Source organism: Streptomyces sp. NPDC088785 (assembly GCF_044750685.1).
GTDB lineage: Bacteria > Actinomycetota > Actinomycetes > Streptomycetales > Streptomycetaceae > Streptomyces.
In genome coordinates this window covers 736,134-758,789 of record NZ_JBIVKH010000002.1, presented here as the reverse complement: position 1 = coordinate 758,789, position 22,656 = coordinate 736,134, and the positions used below count along the sequence as shown (strand labels likewise).

General features: G+C 72.3%; 16 protein-coding genes. 10 read left to right on the top strand and 6 right to left on the bottom strand.

Translation table 11 applies throughout. The features are described from left to right. The first annotated feature begins 125 nt into the window (after positions 1-125). Positions 126-851 (top strand): SDR family NAD(P)-dependent oxidoreductase, encoded by a 726-nt coding sequence (locus ACIP5K_RS09070; protein ID WP_401407560.1) that lies wholly within the window; start codon positions 126-128, stop codon positions 849-851. A 160-nt stretch (positions 852-1,011) separates the two neighbouring features. Here ACIP5K_RS09070 and ACIP5K_RS09065 read toward each other — a convergent pair whose 3' ends face one another. The 3 genes from ACIP5K_RS09065 to ACIP5K_RS09055 form a co-directional block, all read right to left on the bottom strand. Further along, entirely contained in the window at positions 1,012-1,614 is a 603-nt protein-coding gene (locus tag ACIP5K_RS09065) for a HutD family protein (RefSeq protein WP_401407003.1), read from the bottom strand. A gap of 93 nt (positions 1,615-1,707) precedes the next feature. After that, positions 1,708-2,823: a hypothetical protein gene (locus ACIP5K_RS09060; RefSeq protein ID WP_401407001.1), complete on the bottom strand. Its 1,116-nt coding sequence runs from the start codon at positions 2,821-2,823 to the stop codon at positions 1,708-1,710. Then, a complete protein-coding gene (locus tag ACIP5K_RS09055) occupies positions 2,820-3,068 on the bottom strand; it encodes a hypothetical protein (protein WP_401406999.1) in 249 nt (82 codons plus the stop codon). Before ACIP5K_RS09055 ends, ACIP5K_RS09060 begins: the two co-directional genes overlap by 4 nt. A gap of 141 nt (positions 3,069-3,209) precedes the next feature. Here ACIP5K_RS09055 and ACIP5K_RS09050 point away from each other — a divergent pair, with 141 nt between their 5' ends. The 5 genes from ACIP5K_RS09050 to ACIP5K_RS09030 all read left to right on the top strand — a co-directional run bounded on the left by ACIP5K_RS09050 (position 3,210) and on the right by ACIP5K_RS09030 (position 10,950). After that, positions 3,210-4,118 carry a chitosanase gene (locus ACIP5K_RS09050; RefSeq protein ID WP_401406997.1) on the top strand — a complete coding sequence of 303 codons (909 nt, stop codon included), beginning with the start codon at positions 3,210-3,212 and terminating at the stop codon, positions 4,116-4,118. Between the two features lie 185 nt (positions 4,119-4,303). Beyond that, positions 4,304-4,816 carry a lamin tail domain-containing protein gene (locus tag ACIP5K_RS09045; RefSeq protein WP_401406995.1) on the top strand — a complete coding sequence of 171 codons (513 nt, stop codon included), beginning with the start codon at positions 4,304-4,306 and terminating at the stop codon, positions 4,814-4,816. Between the two features lie 136 nt (positions 4,817-4,952). After that, on the top strand, positions 4,953-10,166 hold the full coding sequence (locus ACIP5K_RS09040; protein ID WP_401406993.1) for a caspase family protein: 5,214 nt from the start codon (positions 4,953-4,955) through the stop codon (positions 10,164-10,166). Beyond that, complete coding sequence (locus tag ACIP5K_RS09035; RefSeq protein ID WP_401406990.1) at positions 10,163-10,495, top strand: hypothetical protein; 333 nt, start codon at positions 10,163-10,165, stop codon at positions 10,493-10,495. The genes ACIP5K_RS09040 and ACIP5K_RS09035 overlap by 4 nt, the downstream gene beginning before the upstream one ends. Positions 10,496-10,503: 8 nt before the next feature. Beyond that, complete coding sequence (locus tag ACIP5K_RS09030; protein WP_401406988.1) at positions 10,504-10,950, top strand: hypothetical protein; 447 nt, start codon at positions 10,504-10,506, stop codon at positions 10,948-10,950. 107 nt (positions 10,951-11,057) lie between these two features. Here the strand turns inward: ACIP5K_RS09030 and ACIP5K_RS09025 are convergent, their stop codons facing one another. The 3 genes from ACIP5K_RS09025 to ACIP5K_RS09015 all read right to left on the bottom strand — a co-directional run bounded on the left by ACIP5K_RS09025 (position 11,058) and on the right by ACIP5K_RS09015 (position 18,191). Then, positions 11,058-12,521, bottom strand: coding sequence for a glutamate synthase subunit beta (locus ACIP5K_RS09025; RefSeq protein ID WP_401406986.1), 1,464 nt, complete (start codon positions 12,519-12,521; stop codon positions 11,058-11,060). Next, on the bottom strand, positions 12,514-17,115 hold the full coding sequence (gene gltB / locus ACIP5K_RS09020; RefSeq protein ID WP_401406984.1) for a glutamate synthase large subunit: 4,602 nt from the start codon (positions 17,113-17,115) through the stop codon (positions 12,514-12,516). The genes ACIP5K_RS09025 and gltB overlap by 8 nt, the downstream gene beginning before the upstream one ends. A 344-nt stretch (positions 17,116-17,459) precedes the next feature. Further along, positions 17,460-18,191: a VIT1/CCC1 transporter family protein gene (locus tag ACIP5K_RS09015; RefSeq protein WP_401406982.1), complete on the bottom strand. Its 732-nt coding sequence runs from the start codon at positions 18,189-18,191 to the stop codon at positions 17,460-17,462. A 289-nt stretch (positions 18,192-18,480) separates the two neighbouring features. On the opposite strand from ACIP5K_RS09015, the gene ACIP5K_RS09010 reads away from it, so the two are divergent. The 4 genes from ACIP5K_RS09010 to ACIP5K_RS08995 are packed head-to-tail and all read left to right on the top strand — an operon-like array spanning position 18,481 to position 22,649. Beyond that, complete coding sequence (locus ACIP5K_RS09010) at positions 18,481-19,518, top strand: LacI family DNA-binding transcriptional regulator (RefSeq protein WP_401406980.1); 1,038 nt, start codon at positions 18,481-18,483, stop codon at positions 19,516-19,518. A gap of 19 nt (positions 19,519-19,537) precedes the next feature. After that, complete coding sequence (locus ACIP5K_RS09005) at positions 19,538-20,515, top strand: carbohydrate ABC transporter permease (RefSeq protein WP_401406978.1); 978 nt, start codon at positions 19,538-19,540, stop codon at positions 20,513-20,515. Next, complete coding sequence (locus tag ACIP5K_RS09000) at positions 20,512-21,354, top strand: carbohydrate ABC transporter permease (RefSeq protein WP_401406976.1); 843 nt, start codon at positions 20,512-20,514, stop codon at positions 21,352-21,354. The genes ACIP5K_RS09005 and ACIP5K_RS09000 overlap by 4 nt, the downstream gene beginning before the upstream one ends. Beyond that, a complete protein-coding gene (locus ACIP5K_RS08995; RefSeq protein WP_401406974.1) occupies positions 21,354-22,649 on the top strand; it encodes an ABC transporter substrate-binding protein in 1,296 nt (431 codons plus the stop codon). Before ACIP5K_RS09000 ends, ACIP5K_RS08995 begins: the two co-directional genes overlap by 1 nt. Positions 22,650-22,656: the final 7 nt, after the last annotated feature.

Sequence of the window (22,656 nt, the reverse complement as noted above, 5' to 3'; positions counted from 1 at the left end):
CCGGAGGAGGGCTCGTCCGGGGAGAAGGAGAAGAGGAGCTGAGAGAGAGGGGGGCCGGGGTTACCGCACGGGTCGGAGTACCCGGTGAGAAGTGGGGCGAGGTGCCGGAGGGGAGGTGGGTGGCGGTGTCGCTGGACGGCAAGGTCGTGATCGTCACGGGTGCCGGACGCGGTCAGGGTGCGGCCGAGGCGGGGCTGATCGCCGAGGCCGGAGCGCGGGTCGTGGTCACGGACGTACGGGAGGAGGAGGGCCGGGAGGTCGCCGCGTCGCTCGGCGTGCGCGGGGTGTTCGTGCGGCACGACGTGACGTCCGCGGACGACTGGGCCGGGGCCGTGCGCGCGGCGCTCGACACCTTCGGGCGCCTCGACGTGCTCGTGAACAACGCGGCGCTGTGGCGTACCGCGTCCGTCGAGGAGGAGACGTACGAGAACTTCGCGATGCTGCTGCGGGTCAATCTGCTCGGGCCGTTCCTCGGGATCCAGGCCGTGGTCCCGGCGCTGAGAGCGGCCGGGGGCGGCTCGATCGTGAACATCTCATCGACCGCCGGGCTCGTCGGCATCAAGGGGCACGCGGCGTACGGGTCGTCGAAGTTCGGCCTGCGCGGGCTCACGAGGTCGTCGGCGCTGGACCTGGCGCCGTACGGGATCCGGGTGAACTCGGTGCACCCGGGGGCGATCGACACCCCGATGGTGGCGTCGACGGCCGCCGGGCGGGACTGGTCGCATCTGCCCCTGGGCCGGATGGGCCGCCCGGACGAGGTCGGGGCGCTCGTGCTCTTCCTCGCGTCGGACGCGGCGTCGTACGTCACGGGGACGGAGTTCACGGTGGACGGGGGTTCGACCACAGGCTGAACACCAGGAGGGACCACGGAAACGCCCGGCCGGACCCCGGGTGTGCCCCGGAGACGGAGACGGACCCGGACCCGGACCCGGAGACGGACCCGGCCCCGGAGACGGACCCAGGCGTGGACGGGGTTGCCGTGTGCGTCGCCTTCGGCTCCCGAACCGCGGATCAGGGGCCGACGGCCCCGGCCCCGGACTCGGCCCCGGATACGGACACGGGAACGGTGACGACGGCGGTGGGGCCCGTGGCGCGGAGCGGCGCGGCGCCGGTGACCAGAGCGGCGTCGTACCGGCCGAGCACCCGGCCCGCCACCTCGGCGCCGTCCTCGCCGAGCGCCACGACGAGCGTGGGGCCGGGGCCGAGTTCGAGGCGGCCGCGCACGACGGAGACGGACGGGGGTGTGGGGAGGACGTCGCGTCGCCACATGACGTTGAGGTTGACGACGTTCCCGGCGCCGAGCAGCCGGCAGTCGGTGGGGGCGTCCCCGGGCAGGTCCCGGGGCACGTACGGGCCGTCGACGAGGACGGGCCGGTCGTCGACGGTCAGTTCCATGCCGTCGCCCGCGGCCATGACGAGGGTGCGGTCGACGCCGGGGAACGCCGAGAAGGGGCCGTCGCTCCCGACCTCCGCGAGGCTCACCCGCCAGGCGAAGTCCGCCATGTCCGCGCCCTGCGGGTCGCAGAGGATCTCGCGGGTGACACCACCGCCGTTCTTCCAGGTGGCGGCGGTGCGGTCGGCGGCGGGGAGGTCCCGTACGTCTATGTGGATCACGGAGACCGAGCGTACGGGACCGCTTCCGCGCGCCGGTCGGGGCCTCGGCGCGGTCGGCCGGGCGCGCCGAGGCCCCGACCGGCGGCCACCCGCTCAGGCCCGGGGACCGGCCCCCCGGAAGGCCGGGAGGGCGAAGACCCGTTCCTTCCCGGCGTCCGGCATCAGCTCGACCAGGGGCAGGGCCGTCTCCCACAGCCCCCGCTCGGCCACCTCGACGAGGAACGCCGTCAGATCGGCCCGCGCCAGCCCGGCCGCCGTCGCGGCGATCACGGCGCGGGATCCGGTCGGCAGCGCGTCCGCCAGGGGCAGGAACGCACCCCACAGGCCGCCCGCCGCCACCGCCCGCACCAGGTCCGCGAGCACGGCCGGATCACGCAGCGCGGGCAGCGCGGCGACGGTGCGCAGCCGGTCGTCGTCGAGGAGCGCGACGAGCGGCAGCAGCGCGGGCCACAGCCCCTCGGCGGTCGCGAGGGCCACCAGGGACTCCAGTTCCGCCCGCGGGCGGTCGGCGGTGAGTTCGGCGATCTGGGTGCGCCGTTCGCCGGTGACCATGCCGGCCACGGCCAGCGCCTCCGGCCACAGTCCCGCGCCGGAGGCCGCCGCGACGACCTGGGCCAGCCGCTCCTGCCCCATCAGTTCGACGACCTGGGCGAGCCGGTCGCGCCGGTCGATGAGGAAGCCGGTGCGCAGCACGGCCTCGTCGTCGACCCGGGGAATGATGCGGAGCAGCGCCGAGTCCCGCAGGTGTCCGACGAACCGCCCCATGGTGAGGTGGTCGCCGCGCTCCGCGAGGGCCACGGCGATGCGGACGAGGAGGTCCTCGTCGAGCCGGTCGACGACGGCGCGGATACGGCGCGGGTCGAGGTGGGCGCAGGCCTCGGCGGTGAAGGCCACGGGCAGTCTGTCGATGACGGCGGCGGCCCGGGCGGGTTCGAGCCGGCCCGCGACGGCGCCGGCGAGCCGTGGCCCGAGCGCCTTCTGGGCGATGGCGGCGGAGACGGCCGCGGGCACCAGCCGGGTGGCGGCGGCGATCCGGTCGATCATGTCGGGCGCCCGGTCGAAGAGCGCGGCGACGGCCTGCTCGCGAAAGCGCCGCAGGTCGGCGGCGGACCGCCCGTCGAGGAAGGAGAGCCCGCCCGGGGCGACGGCGAGCACCCGTTCGATCTTGAGCACTTCGGCCCGGCACTCCAGCCGGTCGGAACCGTTCACGGTCGTGCGCCTCCTGACGGGCGGAACAGGATCTTGCGGACGGCGCCCCTGGCCGGGGCGGGCACGAGGGTGAGCGCCTGCTCCGCGGCCTCGTGCAGACCGGCGGCGCGGCGCGCGCGTTCCCGGCGCAGCGCGTCGCTCAGCACGGCGAGCCCCTCGGCGGACAGCGCGGTGAAGGAGGACGGGGGCCGGGCGCCCAGCTCCGCACTCAGTTCCTCCAGTCCCGCTCGTGCTCCGGTGCTCATCGGACCTCCCGTGACCTTGTGTGCCGGAAGGGCGACCGGCCCGAGCCTGGCCCTCGGCCGACGTGGAGTCAATGGTGGGCCGGGCCGGCGGGCGCCCGCCCCGCTCCGGGGTGGAGGTGTCGTGGCTTTACTGTGTGCCGCATGAAACGCGCCGGATGCCTGCTCCTCTCCTTCGTCGCCGTGGCCCCCGCCACCACCGCGGCGTTCTACCTCCTGTCGCCCGGCAGCGAGGCCGACGGCTCCCCGGCCCGTCCCTCGGCGTCCGCGTCGGCGCACTCCCCCGGGCGGGACGGATCGGCCGCGGAGCGCAGGGCCGACGACCGGATGATCGCGAGCCTCCCGCCGGGCCTGGCCGCGCCGGAGAAGAAGGAGCTGGCGCAGCGGATCGTGGCCAGCGCGGAGAACTCCACGCTCGACTGGCGCAGCGCGTACGGCTATATCGAGGACATAGGCGACGGCCAGGGCTACACGGCCGGCGTCATCGGCTTCTGCACCGGCACCCACGACCTGCTGGCCCTGGTCGAGCGCTACACGAGGAGCCACCCGGACAACGGCCTCGCCCGCTACCTCCCCGCCCTGCGCGAGGTCGACGGGACGGACGCGCACGACGGCCTGGATCCCGGTTTCCCGGCGGCCTGGCGGAAGGAGGCCACCCACCAGGCGTTCCGCGACGCCCAGGACGCCGACCGCGACCGGGTCTACTTCGACCCGGCGGTCCGCCTCGCCAAGCTCGACGGCCTCGGCACGCTGGGCCAGTTCATCTACTACGACGCGATGGTCTTCCACGGTCCGGGCACCGGGCCCACCGGCTTCTACGGCCTGCGCGAGGCGACGATCAAAGAGGCCGACACCCCCTCGCAGGGCGGCGAGGAGGCGTCGTATCTCGACATCTTCCTCGACCTGCGCCGCAAGGCGATGCGGACGAAGAGGGCGGGCCTGGACACCAGCCGCATCGACACGGCCCAGCGGCAGTTCCTCTACGACGGAAACCTCTCTCTCGACCCTCCGCTGACCTGGCGGGTGTACGGGGAGACCTACCGGGTGCGGTGAGGCGGGCGGTTCCGCGGTGAACCAGCGCAACCAAACGTGAAGATGATGTGTCTCACCTGTGAAGTACCCGTGCGCAGCGCGCCGTTGACGCCCCGGACACCCACGTGCGGAAGTCCCCACGCGTTCACGCGGACGCCCGCGCACGCGCGCTCGACATCGTCTCCACGCAAGCCTGTGAGGAACACATGCAGATACGTCCGGCTCTGACCGCCGCCTCCGCGCTCTCCGTCTCCGCGCTGGCGGCAGCGACCCTGCTGACCGCGGCTCCCGCGCACGCGGGCACCGAGTACAGCTCGGCCCTGAAGGTCCGCGGGGTGCAGTACGACGCCCCGGGCAGGGACGACAACCGCTGCTCCGGCGGCAACACGTCCCAGGAGTACGTGACCATCGAGAACTACTCCAGGACCGCGTCGGTGAACCTCAAGGGGTACGTGGTCAAGGACAGGACCGGCAACCGGTTCACGTTCACCAGGAGCCACACGCTCCAGCCCGGCGACTTCGTCCGCCTGCGCGGCGGCAAGGGCAGCGACTCGGACGCGAAGAACGTCGTCTACCGCAACAACTGCAACTTCATGTGGAACAACGACAAGGACACGGTCTACCTGTACAAGCCGTCGGACGCGCACGCGGACACCCACGCGTACACGAAGTCCGGCAACGACCGCGACGGCAACGGGTACATCGGCTTCCACAACTGAGTGACCCGGACACCCGGGCGGGCGACGGGCCGCCCGCACCCGCCCGGGCGTCCCCACCTTGGCCAACTCCCGCATGCGCACGGTCCGTCGGGTCGATAATGGGCGCCGATGCCGACGCTGACGAGGGGGCGCGCAGGTGGCACTGGTCCAGGGGACGAGCGGTCCGGGACGACGAAGGGCGCTGCTGATCGGCGTACCGAGGACCCCCTACCTCGACGAGGTTCCCGAACTCGCCGCGAAGTACCCGCCGCTCGCCGCCGCCGAGCGCGACGTGTCGATGCTGCGCGGCGTCCTGCGGGACTCGGGCTACGCCCCCGACGACGTCGAGGCGATCACCAAGCTGGAGAAGACCGGGCAGAATCCGGTGCTCGGCGAGGTGTCCCGCTTCTTCGGTTCGTGCGCGCCCGGCGACACCGCCTTCCTGTACTTCTCCTGCCACGGCGAGGCGATCAACGGACGCGACCACCTGGTCCTCGCCGACGCCCAGCCCGACTACCCCCTCCCCGGCGGTGCCGTCGCCCTCGACCCGGGGACCCTGCTGCCCGCCGAACCCGGTCACCTGCTGCGCCGCCTGCCGCAGGGGGTCACCGCGATCGTCTGCCTCGACATCTGCCGCACCGCCGACCCCGAGGCCCCGCAGGAGAACGCCGAGCACGGCACGGTGTCCGTGCACCACGACGCGTACTGGGTGTACAGCTGCGGCAGCGGACAGCGGTCGTACGCGGATCCCGTCGAGGGCAGCTGGTTCGCGCGCGCCCTCGCGGACGCGCTGTCCCCGCTCACTCCGCCGCGCACCCTGCACGACGTGGTCGAGCACACCCAGGACGAACTGGCCCGCACCGCCGAGACCCAGCGCGGGATCGAGCCGCCCGAGGTGCGGGTGCGGGTGCCGCGGCCGGTGCGGGACGAACAGCTGCGGGACCCGGTGATCTGCGCGGGCTCCGAACAGGTCTCGGAGTGGACCCGCGCCATCCGCGAGTCGCCCCTGTGGAAGAGCACCTCCGGCACCGACGGGACGCACCGGCGGGTGCAGGACCGGCTCGCCGACCTCGTCCGGTGCGTGGTCGGCAGCGGGGCCGGCTCCGGTGCCCTGCGCGACGACCCGTGGCACGACCCCGACTACCCGGTGCGCGTGGCGGCCCGGCTCGCCGACCTGGTGGGCCGCGCCGCGCTCCGGGGCGAGGAGCGGCTCTCCCCCGCCGAGACGGCCTGCCTCCTGGCCGCGGCCGTCGTCCATCAGGGCATCGTGGCGATCACCCTCGACGAACTGCGGACCGTGCTGCCGAAACCCGACCGGTTCGACCCCGGCCCCCGCGGCCGCCACACCGAGCGGGACCCGCACCGCCGGCAGGTCATCGACGCCGCGCGGGACGTGTGCCGCGCCCACTCCCTCGTCCTGCGCACCGCGGAGACCCTGCGCGCACGCGGCCGCGACGACGCGGCGAAGGCCGCCGACCACTGGCTGCGGCACCGCTTCGTCGCCGACTGGGACCGGCCGTGGTTCAGGGTCCCCCCGGAGTACCGGCCGGTCGACGAGCTGATCGACCTGACGGTACGGGCGGTCACGGCGTCCGCCGGCGCGTCGGCGGACGCGGCGTGCACCGCCGCCGACCGACAGCAGATCGATCACCAGCTCCGCCAGGTCCTGGGCCATCTGACGGTCAAGCCGGGAAACAGCCCGCGGATCAACCCGCAGGAGCACGGCGAGGAGTGGATCACGGACTGGCCGATGCCCGGCAACCAGTGGCGCGGCCCGGACCTCGCCCGCCTGCTGTGGACGGCGGCGCTGCTCGCCGCCGACCCCCGCCGGCTGTCCAGCGTCCTGGTCGACCACCTCGGCGCCCATGATCCGCTGGTGGCGGGGGACGTGGCGGGGGCGCTGCGCGGCTTCGGCTACGACGCGCGGGAGCGGCCCGACGGCACGCACGAGATGACCGTACGGTTCCGCTGCCCGCACCCCGCGCTGCACGCGGCCCTGGAGGAGCTGGCGCTCACGGCCGACGCCGCGGTGCGGTCCTTCCGCGAGGACCCGGCCCGGCCCGCGCTGCTGCGGGGGCTGCCGGTGCACGTCACGACCGATCAGCTCAGAGCCGTGCCGGACCGCTACAAGGAACCCCTGGAGCGCTTCCGGCTGGCCGAGGACGAGATCCGGCCGCTGCTCATGGGCACCCAGCTGTACGGCGATCGGATGCTGGCCGTGCGCGAGCTGTACCAGAACGCGCTGGACGCCTGCCGCTACCGGGACATGCGCCGCCAGTACGGAAAGGCCCGCTCGCCGTGGGAGGGCGAGATCGTCTTCACCCAGGGCCGGCACGACGGGCGGCCCTACATCGAATGCGGCGACAACGGCTCGGGCATGACGCGCACCCGCCTGACGTCGATGTTCGCGCGCGCCGGCAAGCGCTACGAGCAGGACCCCGACTTCGTCCAGGAACGCCGCAACTGGCGCCGCGCCGGGATCACCGACCAGTCCATGAACTCCCGTTTCGGCATCGGGGTGTTCAGCTACTTCATGCTGGCCGACGAGGTGGTGGTCTGGACGCGTCCGGTGGACCGGTACGGCATCCCCGCCACCGAGGCGCTGCGCGCCGACATCCAGTCCGGGTCGGGGCTGTTGCAGATCAACGCAACGAGGGACCCGGAGGCGCCGGAGCGCGGCGGCACCCGGGTCCGGCTCTACCTCGCCGAGGCCACCGGGGAGGAGAAGCGGGCCTCGGCGCTCGACACGCTGCGCGCGCTGTTGTGGGTGACGGAACACCGGGTCTCGGTACGGGAGGTGGGCGAGGACGGGACGAGCAAGGAGTTCGCGTGGAAACCGGGAGTGCTCGCCAAACGCGAGGGGTGGTACGGCGCTCCCCTCCCGCTCGGGTCCGAGGGCGACACCGACGCCTGGCTCGTGCAGGGCGAGGGGCAGCTGCTCCTCGACGGGGTCGTGATCAAGGACGCCCCCCAGCTGTTCGGACAGGTCGTCAATCTGCGGGAACGGCACGCGCCGGTGCCGAGCGTCAACCGTGACCAGCTCCTCTCCTACGACGAAGAGCTGGTCGAGCAGGAGGTGCTCGACCGTGTCCCGGACGCGGTCGTCGCGTGCACGGACGTGTCCCTGCACTGGCTGTGGGAGCTGTCCCGGCTCGCGCCCCGGGTGGCCGTCACGGTGCTGAACGCCCTGCCGGAGCAGGCCCTGGCGCGGACCGACGTCCAGGACTGGAGGAGACTGAGCCGCGGACACGTCCCCCTCGCCGTCGTCGGGTGCCTCCCCCTCGACGAGGACGACAACACCTTCGAATTCGGCCGGCGACGGGCCAAGGAGTCGCTGATCCTGAAGCGGTGGCGGAAGACCCGGCTGGGCGTGCGCCACATGGAGGACGACTTCGCACCGCCCGGCTACCCGGACCCCGGCGGCCTGGACGCCCTGCTGTTCCAGCAGACCCTGCTGCCGGAGTCGTGGTACAGCCTCCTGCACGCGGCCGCGCAGGGGCAGCGCCCCGTCCGGGAGATCCTGCGGGCCCTGCGGCGCTACGCGATCACGGGCGTGCACGTCCCGGCCACCGCGGACATCCGCGCCTGGGAGGGCTTCGAGGTCTCCCAGGCCGAGGCGGACCTCTGCGGCGCCTACACGTCCCTCGACCAGTTCCTGGGCGCCCTGGGCAGCGAGGACAAGGGCCCGTGGAGCAGCTGGGAGGACGCCCTCTGGACCCGGAACCCGCCCGCCCGGCACGCGCCGCTGCTCGGCGTCGCCGCCCTGCACGAGCTCTCCCTGGGAGAGACGGCCGAGCTGCTGTCCCGCCTGCACGCGCGGATCCCGTCGGCCGTGCCGGGCCCGCCCCCGCTGCCTCTTCCGCTCGCCCGGTCGCGCCCCTCCCTGGACGACGCGGGCCTGCTGGTGTCCGACGGGCTTCGGCACCGCACGACCTGGTTCCACCACCGCGACTGGCACGCGGGCGGGTTCGGGCCCGTGGCGCTCCTCACCCGGGCCGCGCCGCCCTACAGCAACGACGAACTGGCGGAGCGGGTACGGACCCTGGCGCCGCTCGGCTTCTCCCTCTCCGCGGCCGTGCCGACGTCGTTCCCGCCCGACACGGCGCTGACGGCGGAGCAGCGGCTGGTGCTCTCCTTCGACGGCGGCCGCCGGGAGCCGTGGTTCGAAGGCGACATGGACATCCTGCACGTCATGCGGATCGCCGAGCAGGCCGAGGTCTCCCTCAAGGAGGCCGCTCAGCGGATCGACACGACCCACCCGACCAGCAAGGTGTCCGCCCCGCCGGTGCCGCCGCCGGCCGCCGACTGGCAGGTGCCGCCGTGGGTCCTCGACGCGATGGACACCAGAGGCAGCAAGCACGTCGGTGCGCCGATCCTCCTCACCGATCTCGTGATCTGCGCCAACAACGCGGACTCGGCCCACGAACTCCCCGAGGCGCTGGCGGCGTTGGACGCCTGCGGCCAGATCGACTGGACGGGCGTGGACCGGGACCCGGGGCAGCGCCTCCCGCCGTTGTCGCGCCTGACGCTGCCCAGTCGCTACAAGGGGGCCCGGGCCGACTTCACCCAGCCCGGAGCGGCCCTTCTCTACCTCCTGATGGCGGCGTGCCTGTCGGGCGAGAAGCTCGGCCTGACGGCGGACGAGCTGACCGCGGCCGACACCGTCCTCCCGCTGTCCGCGGTACGGATACCGGCCCCCGCGCGCGACCTCCGCCTGAGCTACGCGGACCTGAACGTCCTCCAGAACTCCCGCTGGGGTCTGAGCCGCGCGCAGCGCTTCAAGGAGCACCTGACCATCAGCGACCTCCTCTCCCATGCGGAGAGCAGCCGCTGCCTCCTCGGCGAGACGGTCCGCCGCCTCGCCGCCTTCGCCGGGCTGGGCGCGCCCGCCCTGCCCGGCTCCTCCCCGCAGACCCTGCCCGAGGAGCTCGACGCCTTCGCGCCCGACGTCTTCGACCACGCCGCGTTCGACGCGGGCCTGCTGGGCCCGGGCGTCCTCGGCCCCCTGGAACTCGTCCTCGTGGCCGGCCGCTTCGGCTGGACCCTGGGCAGGACCTACGACCGCTACGCCCCTTTCCTCGCCCTGGGGCTGGACGTCACGGTCCGCGCCCCCGACCCGTCGGAGCGCGCCCTCGTCCCGGACTGGCAGGACGTCATCGTCCTGACCGAGCAGCTCACCGGCCGCGCCCCGGCCGTCCGCGGGGCCGTGCCGCGGAACCACCTCGCCCTCTGCGCGGAGGAGACCGACCTCGGCGAGGACGGGGTCCGCGCGCGACTGACCCGCTACGCACGCCTCTTCGGCCTGACCCTGCCGGCCGGGGACCCGACCCCGCCGACCGACGACGACCCCGCGACGGAGCCCCCCGTATGACCTCCCCCGCCCCCTACCGACGCCACCGGCACCCGGTGACCCTCACCTTCGTCTGGTCGCTGAGCCACCAGGACGGGCAGCCCGAGCTGACGGCCAGCGGCACCTGCCCCGTCTGCCAGTGCGCCATGTCTCGCTCCTTCGGGCCGGTCCAGCCGGTGCTGGCCAAGGGCGGCTTCCTCGGGCGCCGCGAACAGCCCACCGGGACGCTGCCGTGGAACACGTCCTGCCAGTGCGACGGCTACCACCAGCCGCGCCCCGAGAACCGCCGGGGCTGCGGCGCGATGCTGACCGTCACCGCGCCGCCCGCCCACCTGCTCCAGGGGAGCTGAGCCGTCCCGTGCCCTTCACCGACGAACAGCTGGAGAACGCCGAGGACCGGGCCGCCGCCCTGCGCGACCCGCACCGGCAGCTCGCCGTCGCCCTGCACCAGGCCGAGGGCTACCGCACCTACCTGTCGTCCCTGACCGGCCTGCTCGCCGCCGTGTTCGTGCTCAAGGGGCAGGAGAACCTGAGCAAGCTGCCCGACGGCGCGCGCTGGACCGTGATCCCGCTGCTCGCCGTGGGCTTCCTCGCCCTCGTGGCCGCCTCCTGGCTCAGCGTGCTCGCCGTGCACGGCCGCCCCGGCGAAGAGGTCTACAGCGAACCGAACCGCCTGCTGGCCTACGAGCGCCGGCGCACCCGCACCGTCTGGCGGCTCGTCGAGGCGGCCCGCTGGCTGGGCCTGACCGGGGTCCTCGCCGTCGCGGCCGCCGTCATCACCACCTGGGTCGCGCCCGCCGCGTAGGCGCCCGGACGCACCGCGACGCCCGCCCAGTCGTCCGGTCGGGGACAGTGGGGCGAGCGTCGCGCTCTGTTCCGTACGCCTTTGTACGGGACGTTCTCGGACGGGCGTCAGACCGCCAGGGCCCGGTCCGTCGGCTTGATCGGGGCCGGGAGTTCCGACGCGCCGGTCAGGAAGCGGTCCACGCCCTGGGCGGCCGAGCGACCCTCGGCGATGGCCCACACGATGAGCGACTGGCCGCGGCCGGCGTCGCCCGCCACGAACACGCCCGGCACGTTCGTCTGGAAGTCGGCGTCGCGGGCGATGTTGCCGCGCTCGTCGAGGTCCAGGGCGAACTGCCCGACCATGCCGTTCTCCTGGTCGGTGCCGGTGAAGCCCATGGCGAGGGTGACCAGCTGGGCGGGGATGCTGCGCTCCGTGCCCGGCTTCGGGGTCAGCCTGCCGTCGATGAACTCGACCTCGGTGAGGTGCAGCGCCTGGACGTTGCCGTCCTCGTCGCCCTCGAAGTGGGTCGTGGACACCGAGTAGACGCGCTCGCCGCCCTCCTCGTGGGCCGAGGTGACCTTGTAGAGCATCGGGAAGGTCGGCCACGGCTGGGCGAGCGGGTTCCGGTCGTCGCCGGGGCGCGGCATGATCTCCAGCTGCGTGACCGAGGCGGCGCCCTGGCGGTGGGCGGTGCCCACGCAGTCGGCGCCGGTGTCGCCGCCGCCGATGACGACGACGTGCTTGCCCTCGGCGGTGATGGGGGGCTGCACGAAGTCGCCCTCCTGCACCTTGTTCGACAGCGGCAGGTACTCCATCGCGAAGTGGATGCCGTTCAGCTCACGGCCCGGGACCGGCAGGTCGCGGGAGATCGTGGCGCCGGCGGCGATCACCACGGCGTCGTGGCGCTTGCGCAGCTTCGAGGCGTCGAGGTCGCGGCCGATCTCCACGCCCGTACGGAACTTGGTGCCCTCCGCGCGCATCTGCTCGATGCGGCGGTTGATGTGGCGCTTCTCCATCTTGAACTCGGGGATGCCGTACCGGAGCAGGCCGCCGATGCGGTCGGCGCGCTCGTAGACGACGACCGTGTGGCCGGCCCGCGTCAGCTGCTGGGCGGCGGCGAGACCCGCCGGGCCCGAGCCGATGACGGCGACGGTCTTGCCGGACAGGCGCTCGGGGACCTGCGGGGCGACGTCGCCCCGGTCCCACGCCTGGTCGATGATCGAGACCTCGACGTTCTTGATGGTGACGGGCGGCTGGTTGATGCCCAGCACACACGCCGACTCGCACGGGGCGGGGCACAGCCGGCCCGTGAACTCCGGGAAGTTGTTCGTCGCGTGCAGGCGCTCCTGCGCGGCCGACCAGTCCTCGCGGTACGCGTAGTCGTTCCACTCGGGGATCAGGTTCCCCAGCGGGCAGCCGTTGTGGCAGAAGGGGATGCCGCAGTCCATGCAGCGCGAGGCCTGCTTGCTGATGATGGGGAGCAGGGAGCCCGGAACGTAGACCTCGTTCCAGTCCCGCACGCGCTCGCCGACGGGGCGGGTCGTGGCGACCTCGCGCCCGTGGTTGAGAAAGCCCTTGGGATCAGCCATTGGTCGCCGCCTCCATCATCTTCTCGGTGATCTCGGTCTCGGTCAGACCGTCTCGCTCGGCGGCGTCCTTGGCGGCGAGCACTGCCTTGTACGTACTGGGGATGATCTTGCTGAAGCGGTCCACCGCGGTGTCCCACCCGGCCAGGAGCTTCTCGGCGACCGTGGAGCCGGTCTCCTCCTGGTGGCGGCGCACCACGTCGTGCAGCCACTGCTTGTCGGTGTCGTCCAGCGGGCCGACCGCGGACTGGCTCGCGGCGTTCACGTTGTCCGGGTCCAGGTCGATGACGTAGGCGATGCCGCCCGACATGCCGGCCGCGAAGTTGCGGCCCGTCTCGCCGAGGACGACCGCGTGACCGCCGGTCATGTACTCGCAGCCGTGGTCGCCCACGCCCTCCGAGACGACCGTGGCACCGGAGTTGCGGACGCAGAAGCGCTCGCCGGTGCGGCCGCGCAGGAACAGTTCGCCGCCGGTCGCGCCGTACGCGATGGTGTTGCCGGCGATCGTCGAGTATTCGGCGAGGTGGTCGGCGCCGCGGTCCGGGCGGACCACGACGCGGCCGCCGGAGAGGCCCTTGCCGACGTAGTCGTTGGCGTCGCCCTCCAGGCGCAGCGTGACACCGCGCGGGACGAAGGCGCCGAACGACTGGCCCGCCGAGCCGGTGAAGGTGATGTCGATGGTGTCGTCGGGCAGGCCCGCGCCACCGAACTTCTTGGTCACCTCGTGGCCGAGCATGGTGCCGACCGTGCGGTTGATGTTGCGGATGGCGACCTGGGCGCGGACCGGCTGGGCGTCGGTCTGGTCGTTCGCGGCGAGGGCGTCGGCGGCGAGCTTGATCAGCTCGTTGTCCAGCGCCTTCTCCAGGCCGTGGTCCTGGGTGACGATCTGGTGGCGGACGGCGCCGGCCGGCAGCTCCGGGACGTAGAAGAGCGGCTCCAGGTCGAGGCCCTGCGCCTTCCAGTGCCGCACGGCCCGCTCGGTGTCGAGCAGCTCGGCGCGGCCGACGGCCTCCTCGATGGTGCGGAAGCCCAGCTCGGCGAGGATCTCGCGGACCTCCTCGGCGATGAACTCGAAGAAGTTGACGATGTACTCGGCCTTGCCGGAGAACCGCTCGCGCAGCGTCGGGTTCTGGGTGGCGATGCCGACCGGGCAGGTGTCCAGGTGGCAGACGCGCATCATGACGCAGCCGGAGACGACGAGCGGCGCGGTCGCGAAACCGAACTCCTCGGCGCCGAGCAGCGCGGCGATGACGACGTCGCGGCCGGTCTTCAGCTGGCCGTCGGTCTGCACGACGATGCGGTCGCGCAGGCCGTTGAGCAGCAGCGTCTGCTGGGTCTCGGCGAGGCCCAGCTCCCAGGGTCCGCCCGCGTGCTTCAGCGAGGTCAGCGGGGAGGCGCCCGTACCGCCGTCGTGGCCGGAGATCAGCACCACGTCGGCGTGCGCCTTGGAGACACCCGCGGCGACCGTGCCGACGCCGACCTCGGAGACCAGCTTCACGTGGATGCGGGCCTGCGGGTTGGCGTTCTTCAGGTCGTGGATCAGCTGGGCCAGATCCTCGATGGAGTAGATGTCGTGGTGCGGCGGCGGGGAGATGAGGCCCACGCCCGGCGTCGAGTGACGCGTCTTCGCGACCCACGGGTAGACCTTGTGGCCGGGCAGCTGGCCGCCCTCGCCGGGCTTGGCGCCCTGGGCCATCTTGATCTGGATGTCGTCGGCGTTGACCAGGTACTCGCTGGTGACGCCGAAGCGGCCGGAGGCGACCTGCTTGATCGACGAGCGGCGCGCCGGGTCGTACAGCCGGTCGGCGTCCTCGCCGCCCTCGCCGGTGTTCGACTTGCCGCCGAGCTGGTTCATCGCGATGGCGAGGGTCTCGTGGGCCTCGCGCGAGATGGAGCCGTAGGACATGGCACCGGTGGAGAAGCGCTTGACGATCTCCGAGACCGGCTCGACCTCGTCGATCGGGATCGGCTGCCGGCCGTCGTCCTTGAAGCCGAACAGGCCGCGCAGCGTCATCAGACGCTCCGACTGCTCGTTCACCCGGCCCGTGTACTTCTTGAAGATGTCGTAGCGGCGCGAGCGGGTCGCGTGCTGGAGCCGGAAGACGGTGTCCGGGTCGAACAGGTGCGGCTCGCCCTCGCGGCGCCACTGGTACTCGCCGCCGATGTCCAGGGCGCGGTGCGCCGGGGCGATGCCGGAGGCGGGGTAGGCCTTGGCGTGGCGGGCGGCGACCTCACCGGCGACGACGTCGAGACCGGCGCCGCCGAGCTTGGTGGTCGTGCCGTTGAAGTACTTCTCCACGAAGCCCTGGTCGAGGCCGATGGCCTCGAAGACCTGGGCGCCGCGGTAGGAGGCGACGGTGGAGATGCCCATCTTGGACATGACCTTCAGGACGCCCTTGCCGAGCGCGTAGATCAGGTTCCGGATGGCCTGCTCGGCCTCTATGTCGTTGAGGAACGTGCCCGCGCGGACCAGGTCCTCGACCGACTCCATCGCCAGGTACGGGTTGACGGCCGCGGCGCCGAAGCCGATGAGCAGCGCGACGTGGTGGACCTCGCGGACGTCGCCGGCCTCGACCAGCAGGCCCACCTGGGTGCGCTGCTTGGTGCGGATGAGGTGGTGGTGGACGGCGGCGGTGAGCAGCAGCGACGGGATCGGCGCGTGCTCGGCGTCGGAGTGCCGGTCGGAGAGCACGATCAGGCGGGCGCCGGCCTCCAGGGCGGCGTCGGCCTCGGCGCAGATCTCGTCCAGGCGGGCGGCGAGGGCGTCGCCGCCGCCGGAGACCCGGTACAGGCCGGACAGGGTCGCGGCCTTCATGCCGGGCATGTCGCCGTCGGCGTTGATGTGGATGAGCTTGGCCAGCTCGTCGTTGTCGATCACCGGGAAGGGCAGGGTGACCGAGCGGCAGGAGGCGGCGGTGGGCTCCAGCAGGTTGCTGCCGGGGCCGAGCGAGGAGCGCAGCGAGGTGACGAGCTCCTCGCGGATGGCGTCCAGCGGCGGGTTCGTGACCTGCGCGAAGAGCTGGGTGAAGTAGTCGAAGAGGAGCCGCGGGCGGGCCGAGAGGGCCGCGATCGGGGTGTCCGTGCCCATCGAGCCGATCGGCTCGGCGCCGGCCTTGGCCATCGGCGCGAGGAGGATGCGCAGCTCTTCCTCGGTGTAGCCGAAGGTCTGCTGGCGGCGCGTGACGGAGGCGTGCGTGTGCACGATGTGCTCGCGCTCGGGCAGGTCGGACAGCTCGATCTCGCCGGCCTCCAGCCACTCCGCGTAGGGCTGCTCGGCGGCGAGACCGGCCTTGATCTCGTCGTCCTCGATGATGCGGTGCTCGGCGGTGTCCACGAGGAACATGCGGCCGGGCTGGAGGCGGCCCTTGCGGACGACCTTCGCCGGGTCGATGTCGAGGACGCCGACCTCGGAGCCGAGGACGACGAGGCCGTCGTCGGTCACCCAGTAGCGGCCGGGACGCAGGCCGTTGCGGTCGAGAACGGCGCCGACCTGGACGCCGTCGGTGAAGGTGACACAGGCCGGGCCGTCCCAGGGCTCCATCATCGTGGAGTGGTACTGGTAGAAGGCGCGCCGGTCCGCGTCCATGGAGTCGTGGTTCTCCCACGCCTCCGGGATCATCATCAGGACGCTGTGCGGGAGCGAACGGCCGCCGAGGTGGAGCAGCTCCAGGACCTCGTCGAAGGACGCCGAGTCCGAGGCGTCCGGCGTACAGATCGGGAAGATCCGGTCCAGCGTCTCCCGGGAGGAGCCGAACAGCTCGGAGGCGAGCTGCGACTCACGGGCGCGCATCCAGTTGCGGTTGCCCTTGACGGTGTTGATCTCGCCGTTGTGGGCGACGAACCGGTACGGGTGCGCGAGCGGCCACGACGGGAAGGTGTTCGTCGAGAAGCGCGAGTGGACCAGGGCGATCGCCGACGCGAAGCGGCGGTCGGACAGGTCGGGGAAGAAGGGTTCGAGCTGGCCGGTGGTCAGCATGCCCTTGTAGACGATCGTGCGGGCGGAGAGCGACGGGAAGTAGACGCCGGCCTCCCGCTCGGCGCGCTTGCGCAGGACGAACGCCTTGCGGTCGAGCGCGATGTCCGTGGAGGTGCCGTCCGCGACGAAGACCTGGCGGAACGACGGCATCGTCGAGCGGGCCATGGAGCCGAGCAGCTGCGGGGCGACGGGGACCTCGCGCCAGCCGAGGACGCTCAGGCCCTCCTCGGCGGCGAGCGTCTCGATCCGTGCGACGTGGGACTCCGCGTCGTGCTCCGGCAGGAAGGCGATACCGACGGCGTACGCACCGGCCGCGGGCAGGTCGAAGGCGACCGACTCGCGCAGGAAGGCGTCCGGAACCTGGGACAGGATGCCCGCGCCGTCGCCCGAGTCGGGCTCGGAGCCGGTGGCACCGCGGTGTTCCAGGTTGCGCAGCACGGTGAGCGCCTGCTCGACCAGCGTGTGGCTCGCCTCACCGGTGAGGGTGGCCACGAAGCCGACGCCGCAGGCGTCGTGCTCGTTGCGCGGGTCGTACATGCCCTGGGCGGCAGGGCGAGCATCCATGTGCGACCAGTTCTGGCCGCTGGTGGAATGCTGGGACGGCTGGCGCGGCGTACGCATCGGCTCTCCCGTCGTCGTCGTGGCATTTTCAAGTGCCGAGGGACGACGTTGGCCCTCTGCTGGGTGGTGCGAAGTTCATGCTGCTGCAAAATTTCGTGCAGGTTACATGATGGAGCGATTCCCGAGAAGTGGATACTTCGTTCCAACATGCGGACGCCGCGGGTGGCGGCAGAAGGGCGCCCGGCGGGCAGATCGACGACCGGGGGAGCCGACGGTGCGCCGTGGGCCTCATTGCCCACAGCGCTTACGGCTCATGCCCCGTGGTCAAGTACTCGAAACCGTCCGGTAACGACTACTTATGCAAGGCCCTGTATAGCCATCATCCGGCCGTGACCTGGCGACCGTCAACCTATCGCCGTGCCGAAAAGGCTGCCCAGGAGATAGGTCACACCGGCGGCGGCCCCGCCCAGGGCCAGCTGCCGCACTCCGCTGAACCACCACGAGCGGGCCGTCACCCGGGCCACCACCGCGCCGCAGGCGAAGAGTCCGACGAGCGCGAGCACCACGGCGGGCCACAGGTCGTCCGCACCGAGCAGATAGGGCAGTACGGGGATCAGGGCGCCCAGCGCGAACGCGCCGAAGGAGGAGACCGCGGCCACCGCGGGCGAGGGCAGGTCGCCCGGGTCGATGCCCAGCTCCTCGCGGGCGTGGATCTCCAGGGCCTGCTCGGGGTCCGCGGACAGCTGCTGGGCGACCTTGCGGGCCAGCTCCGGCTCGACGCCGCGCGAGACGTACAGCTCGGCCAGCTCCCGCTCCTCGTCCGCCGGGTGCTTGCGCAGCTCGCGCCGCTCGACGTCGAGTTCGGCCTCGACCAGCTCGCGCTGGGAGGCGACGGAGGTGTACTCGCCCGCCGCCATGGAGAAGGCACCGGCGGCCAGCCCGGACAGGCCGGTGATGATGACGGTCTGCTGGGCGACGGAGCCGCCCGCGACGCCGGCCATCAGCGCGAAGTTGGAGACCAGGCCGTCCATCGCGCCGAACACCGCGGGGCGCAGCCAGCCGCCGTTCACATCGCGGTGCGTGTGGTTGTCCCGGTGCGCGTCGTGGAGTGTCGCCTCGGTCTCGATGATGGCCATGCCGCTGATCCCCGTCCCCTGAGTTCCGTACGTGTCCTGCTCACTACGGCCTCGAAAGTACGCGCGAAAAACCGCCTCCGCTAGCAAGGAAGGCCGTACTTACCTGCACTTTTGCGCCCTGCGCAACGGCGCTCGGTGATCACTCGTGAGATGGATCACGCGATCGGCGCGTTGACCGTCGGGGAAACCTGGTCGCAATATCTGTAAACGTTTCCAGATGCGGGAAACGTTTACAGGAGCCGGGATCTCCCGGACACGCCTGACACAACCGACGCATGGGGGTAGCGCGATGGGCACGAGCACGGGTCAACCGACGATCGTCTCGATCGCGGAGCGCGCCGGCGTCTCCATCGCCTCCGTCTCCCGCGTCCTGAACGGCGTGGGGGCCCGTCGCGACACCGTCCTCGCGGTCGAGCGCGCCGCCGCCGAACTCGGCTACGTGCCGAACGCGGTGGCCCGCTCCCTCAAGGGCGGCCGCACCCGCCAGCTCACCTTCGCGATGCCCGACATCGGCAACCCGGTGTACGTGGCGATGGTCCGCGCCATCCAGGCCGTCGCCAAGACCGCCGGCTACCGGCTGCTGCTGCACTCCACGGACGCCGTCGTCGCAGACGAACTCGCGGTGCTGCGCAGCCTCGGCGACCGGACCAGCGACGGTCTCATCCTCTGCCCCATCCGCATCACGGACGCCCACATCGAGGCCCTGCGCAGCGCCGCGGGCCCGGTCGTGGTCATAGGCTCGCTGCCCGACGGCGTGCCCGTGGACAGCGTGCGGGCCGACTCCGTCGCGGGCGCCGCGCTCGCCGTGCGCCATCTGCACGCCACCGGCCGCCGCCGGATCGCCTTCGTCAACGGCCCCGCCGACACGGTCCCCGGCCGCAACCGCGACGAGGGCTACCGGACCGCGCTGGCCGACTGCGGACTCGTATACGACCCGGAGCTGGTCGTGCACACGGACTTCGGCATCGAATCGGGCGCCGAGGCCGCCGACCGGCTGCTCGCGGACGGCCGCCCCGACGCGGTCTTCTGCGCCAACGACCAGCTCGCGCTCGGCGCCGCCCGCGCCCTGCACGCCCGCGGCCTGCGCATACCGCAGGACGTCGCCGTCGCCGGGATGGACGACAGCATGCTCGCGCAGGCCGGCTGGCCGCCCCTGACCAGCGTCGACCTGGGCTCCACCGAACGCGGCCGGCGCGCCGCCGAACTCCTCCTGCACCGCCTCGACCCCGCCGAGCCGGTGGCCGGGACCACCACCCCCCGCTCCACCACCGCCCCGCCCCGCCTCGTCGTCCGCGCCTCCACGGGCCGGGCGGCGCCCGACAGCTGAGAGTCACGAGGTTCGCACCATGAGTCTCACCGCCTCCCGGGACAGCGCCGTCCCGGGCAGCCGCGGCACACCGCCGCCCCGCACCCCGGACCAGCGCAAGCGCGCGCTCGGTCTGGACCGGGGCGCCTGGTTCCTGCTGCTCCCCGCGCTCATCCCCATCCTGATACTCAGCGTGGGCCCCCTCCTGTACGGCATCTCCCTCGCCTTCACCGACTCCCAGGCGGGCCGCACCGCGCCCACCCGGTTCGCCGGCGTGGACAACTTCCTCGACCTGCGCCACGACGGGCTGTTCTGGGAGTCGTTCCGCATCGGCCTGACCTGGGCGGTCTGCGTCACCGCGCTCCAGTTCGCGCTGGCCCTCGGCCTCGCCCTGCTGCTCAACCAGAACCTGCGGTTCCGCTGGCTGGCCCGCACCCTGGCGCTCGTCCCCTGGGCGATGCCCGAGGTCGTCGTCGGCATCATGTGGCGGCTCGTCTACCACTCGGACGCGGGCGTGCTGAACAAGACGCTGACCCAGTTCGGGCTGATCCACGAGAACGTCGACTGGCTCTCGGACCTGTCCTACGCGCTGCCCGCGGTCATCGTGGTCGGCGTCTGGGCGGGCATGCCCCAGACGACGGTCGTGCTCCTGGCCGGCCTCCAGAACGTGCCGCACGAGCTGCGCGAGGCCGCCCAGATCGACGGCGCGGGCCTGTGGCGCCGCTTCACCACCGTCACCTGGCCGGCGCTCAAGCCCGTCGTCCTCGCCGTCACCGCGCTCAACTTCATCTGGAACTTCAACTCCTTCGGCCTGGTGTACGTGCTGACGCAGGGCGGTCCCGGCGGCAAGACCCGGCTGCCGATGCTGTTCGCGTACGAGGAGGCCTTCAAGTACGGCCAGTTCGGCTACGCGGCCGCGATGGGCCTGGTCATGGTCGCGGTGATCGCGGTGCTGCTCACCGTGTTCCTGCGCAAGAAGCTCAAGGAAGACGCGACAGGCACGGAGGCCGCGGCATGAGCACTCCCCTCCCCCGGGCGGCCGGCCGGGCCGGACAGTACCTGGCCCTGCTCTGCTACATGGTCTTCCTGGCCTTCCCCTTCCTCTGGCTGCTCTCCACGTCCTTCAAGTCCGCGCAGGAGCTGGGCTCGATCGACCCGACGTGGATCCCGCAACACCCCAGCCTCGACAACTACCGCGCGGCCTTCGACGCCCAGCCGCTGCTGCGCTCGGCGCTCAACAGCCTGCTCGTCGCGGTCAGCGCCTCGGTGATCTCGGTCGCGATCGCGGTCCCGGCCGCGTACGTGATGGTGCGCTACAGGTCGCGGGTCGGCCAGGCGGGCACCGCCTGGATCCTGGTCAGCCAGATGTTCCCGTTCGTCCTGGTGATCATCCCGCTGTTCCTGGTCCTGAAGAACCTGCACATGATCGACAGCCTGCTGGGCCTGATCATCGTGTACGTCGTCTGGAACCTGCCGTTCTCCCTGTGGATGCTCCAGGGCTACGTCAAGTCCGTGCCGGCCTCCCTGGAGGAGGCGGCGGCGATGGACGGCGCGAGCCGGCTGCGCACGCTGGTCAGCGTGGTCCTGCCGCTCCTCGCACCCGGCCTGGTGGCGACGCTGATGTTCTCCTTCGTCACCGCCTGGAACGAGTTCTTCTTCGCCCTCGTGCTCCTCAAGTCCCCGGAGAACCAGACGATGTCGGTCATCCTCACCCGCTTCCTCGGCGCCGAGGGCGTCGCGGACCTCGGCCCGCTGGCGGCCGCGTCGGTCCTGGCCACCATCCCCAGCCTCGTCTTCTTCGCGCTGCTCCAGCGGCGCCTGGTCGGCGGCATGATGAGCGGGGCGGTGAAGGGCTGATGCGCAGGCGCACCTTCCTCACCGCCGCCGCGGCGGGCCTCGCCACGACCGCCGTCGCGGGCTGCGGCGGCCCGGACCCCGAGTCGGCCGACGGCACGATCACCCTCGAATTCCTCAGCCTGGCCTGGCAGAAGGAGTCCGTCGACGCCAACAAGGCGCTCGTCGCCCGGTGGAACAGGGCCCACCCCGACGTCCGGGTCAAGTACATCCAGGGCAGCTGGGACAACATCCACGACCAGCTCCTCACCTCCTTCGAGGGCGGCGAGGCGCCGGACATCTTCCACGACGACGCCTCCGACCTCACCGACTTCGGCTACGGCGGCTACCTCGCTGACCTGTCCCCGTACCTGCCGGCGTCCCTGACGCGGGACATCCCGAAGGCGGCCTGGGCGACGACGACGTACGACGGCAGGATCTACGGCGTGCCGTTCCTCCAGGAACCGCGCGTGATCATCGCCGACGCGAAGCTGCTCAAGGCGTCCGGCGTCCGGATCCCCACCGCCGCACACCCCTGGACCTGGGACGAGTTCGAGGCCGTCGCCAAGCGGCTGACCCACGGCAGGAGCCGCTACGGCGTCGCCTGGTCGATGAAGGAACCGGTCAGCCAGTCGGTGAACCTGTCCCTGTCCACCGGCGGCCGGATCTTCTACCGGGACAAGGACGGCAAGAACGAGATCCGCTACGACGGCGCCGACTCGGCGATCGCCCAGCTGATCAACCGCCAGGTCAGCCGGGACCGCACCGCCCCCACGTCGGGCCTCGGCATGTCCGGCTCGGACACCCTGCCCGGCTTCTTCGCCGGCCGCTACGCGATGCTGCCGCTCAACTTCTCCTACCGCCAGCAGGTGCAGCAGCAGGCGCCCAAGGGCTTCGACTGGACGGTCCTGCCGATGCCCGCGGGCGCCGGGGGCCTGGCCCAGGGCACCGCGCCGCAGACCCTCTCGGTCTCCGCCGACAGCCGGCACAAGAAGGAGGCCGCCGCCTTCGTCGCCTACCTCACCCAGGCCCGGCACCAGGTGCAACTGGCCCGCGGCGACTGGCTGCTGCCCACCAGCGCCGAGGCCCTGAAGGACCCCGCGCTCACCACGACGGCGTACGGCTGGAGGACCGGCGCCGACATAGCGGCGTCCCTGCGCCCCTCCCCCGTCCTCGGGGTGCGCGGCTACGCCGAGTGGAAGGACAAGATCGCCACTCCGGCCTACCAGGAGTACTACAACGGCGCGATCGGCATCGCCGACCTGCGCAGGCGCCTGGCCGGGGACGGCAACCGCATCCTCGACCGCTACCAGCGCTGAGCGGCAC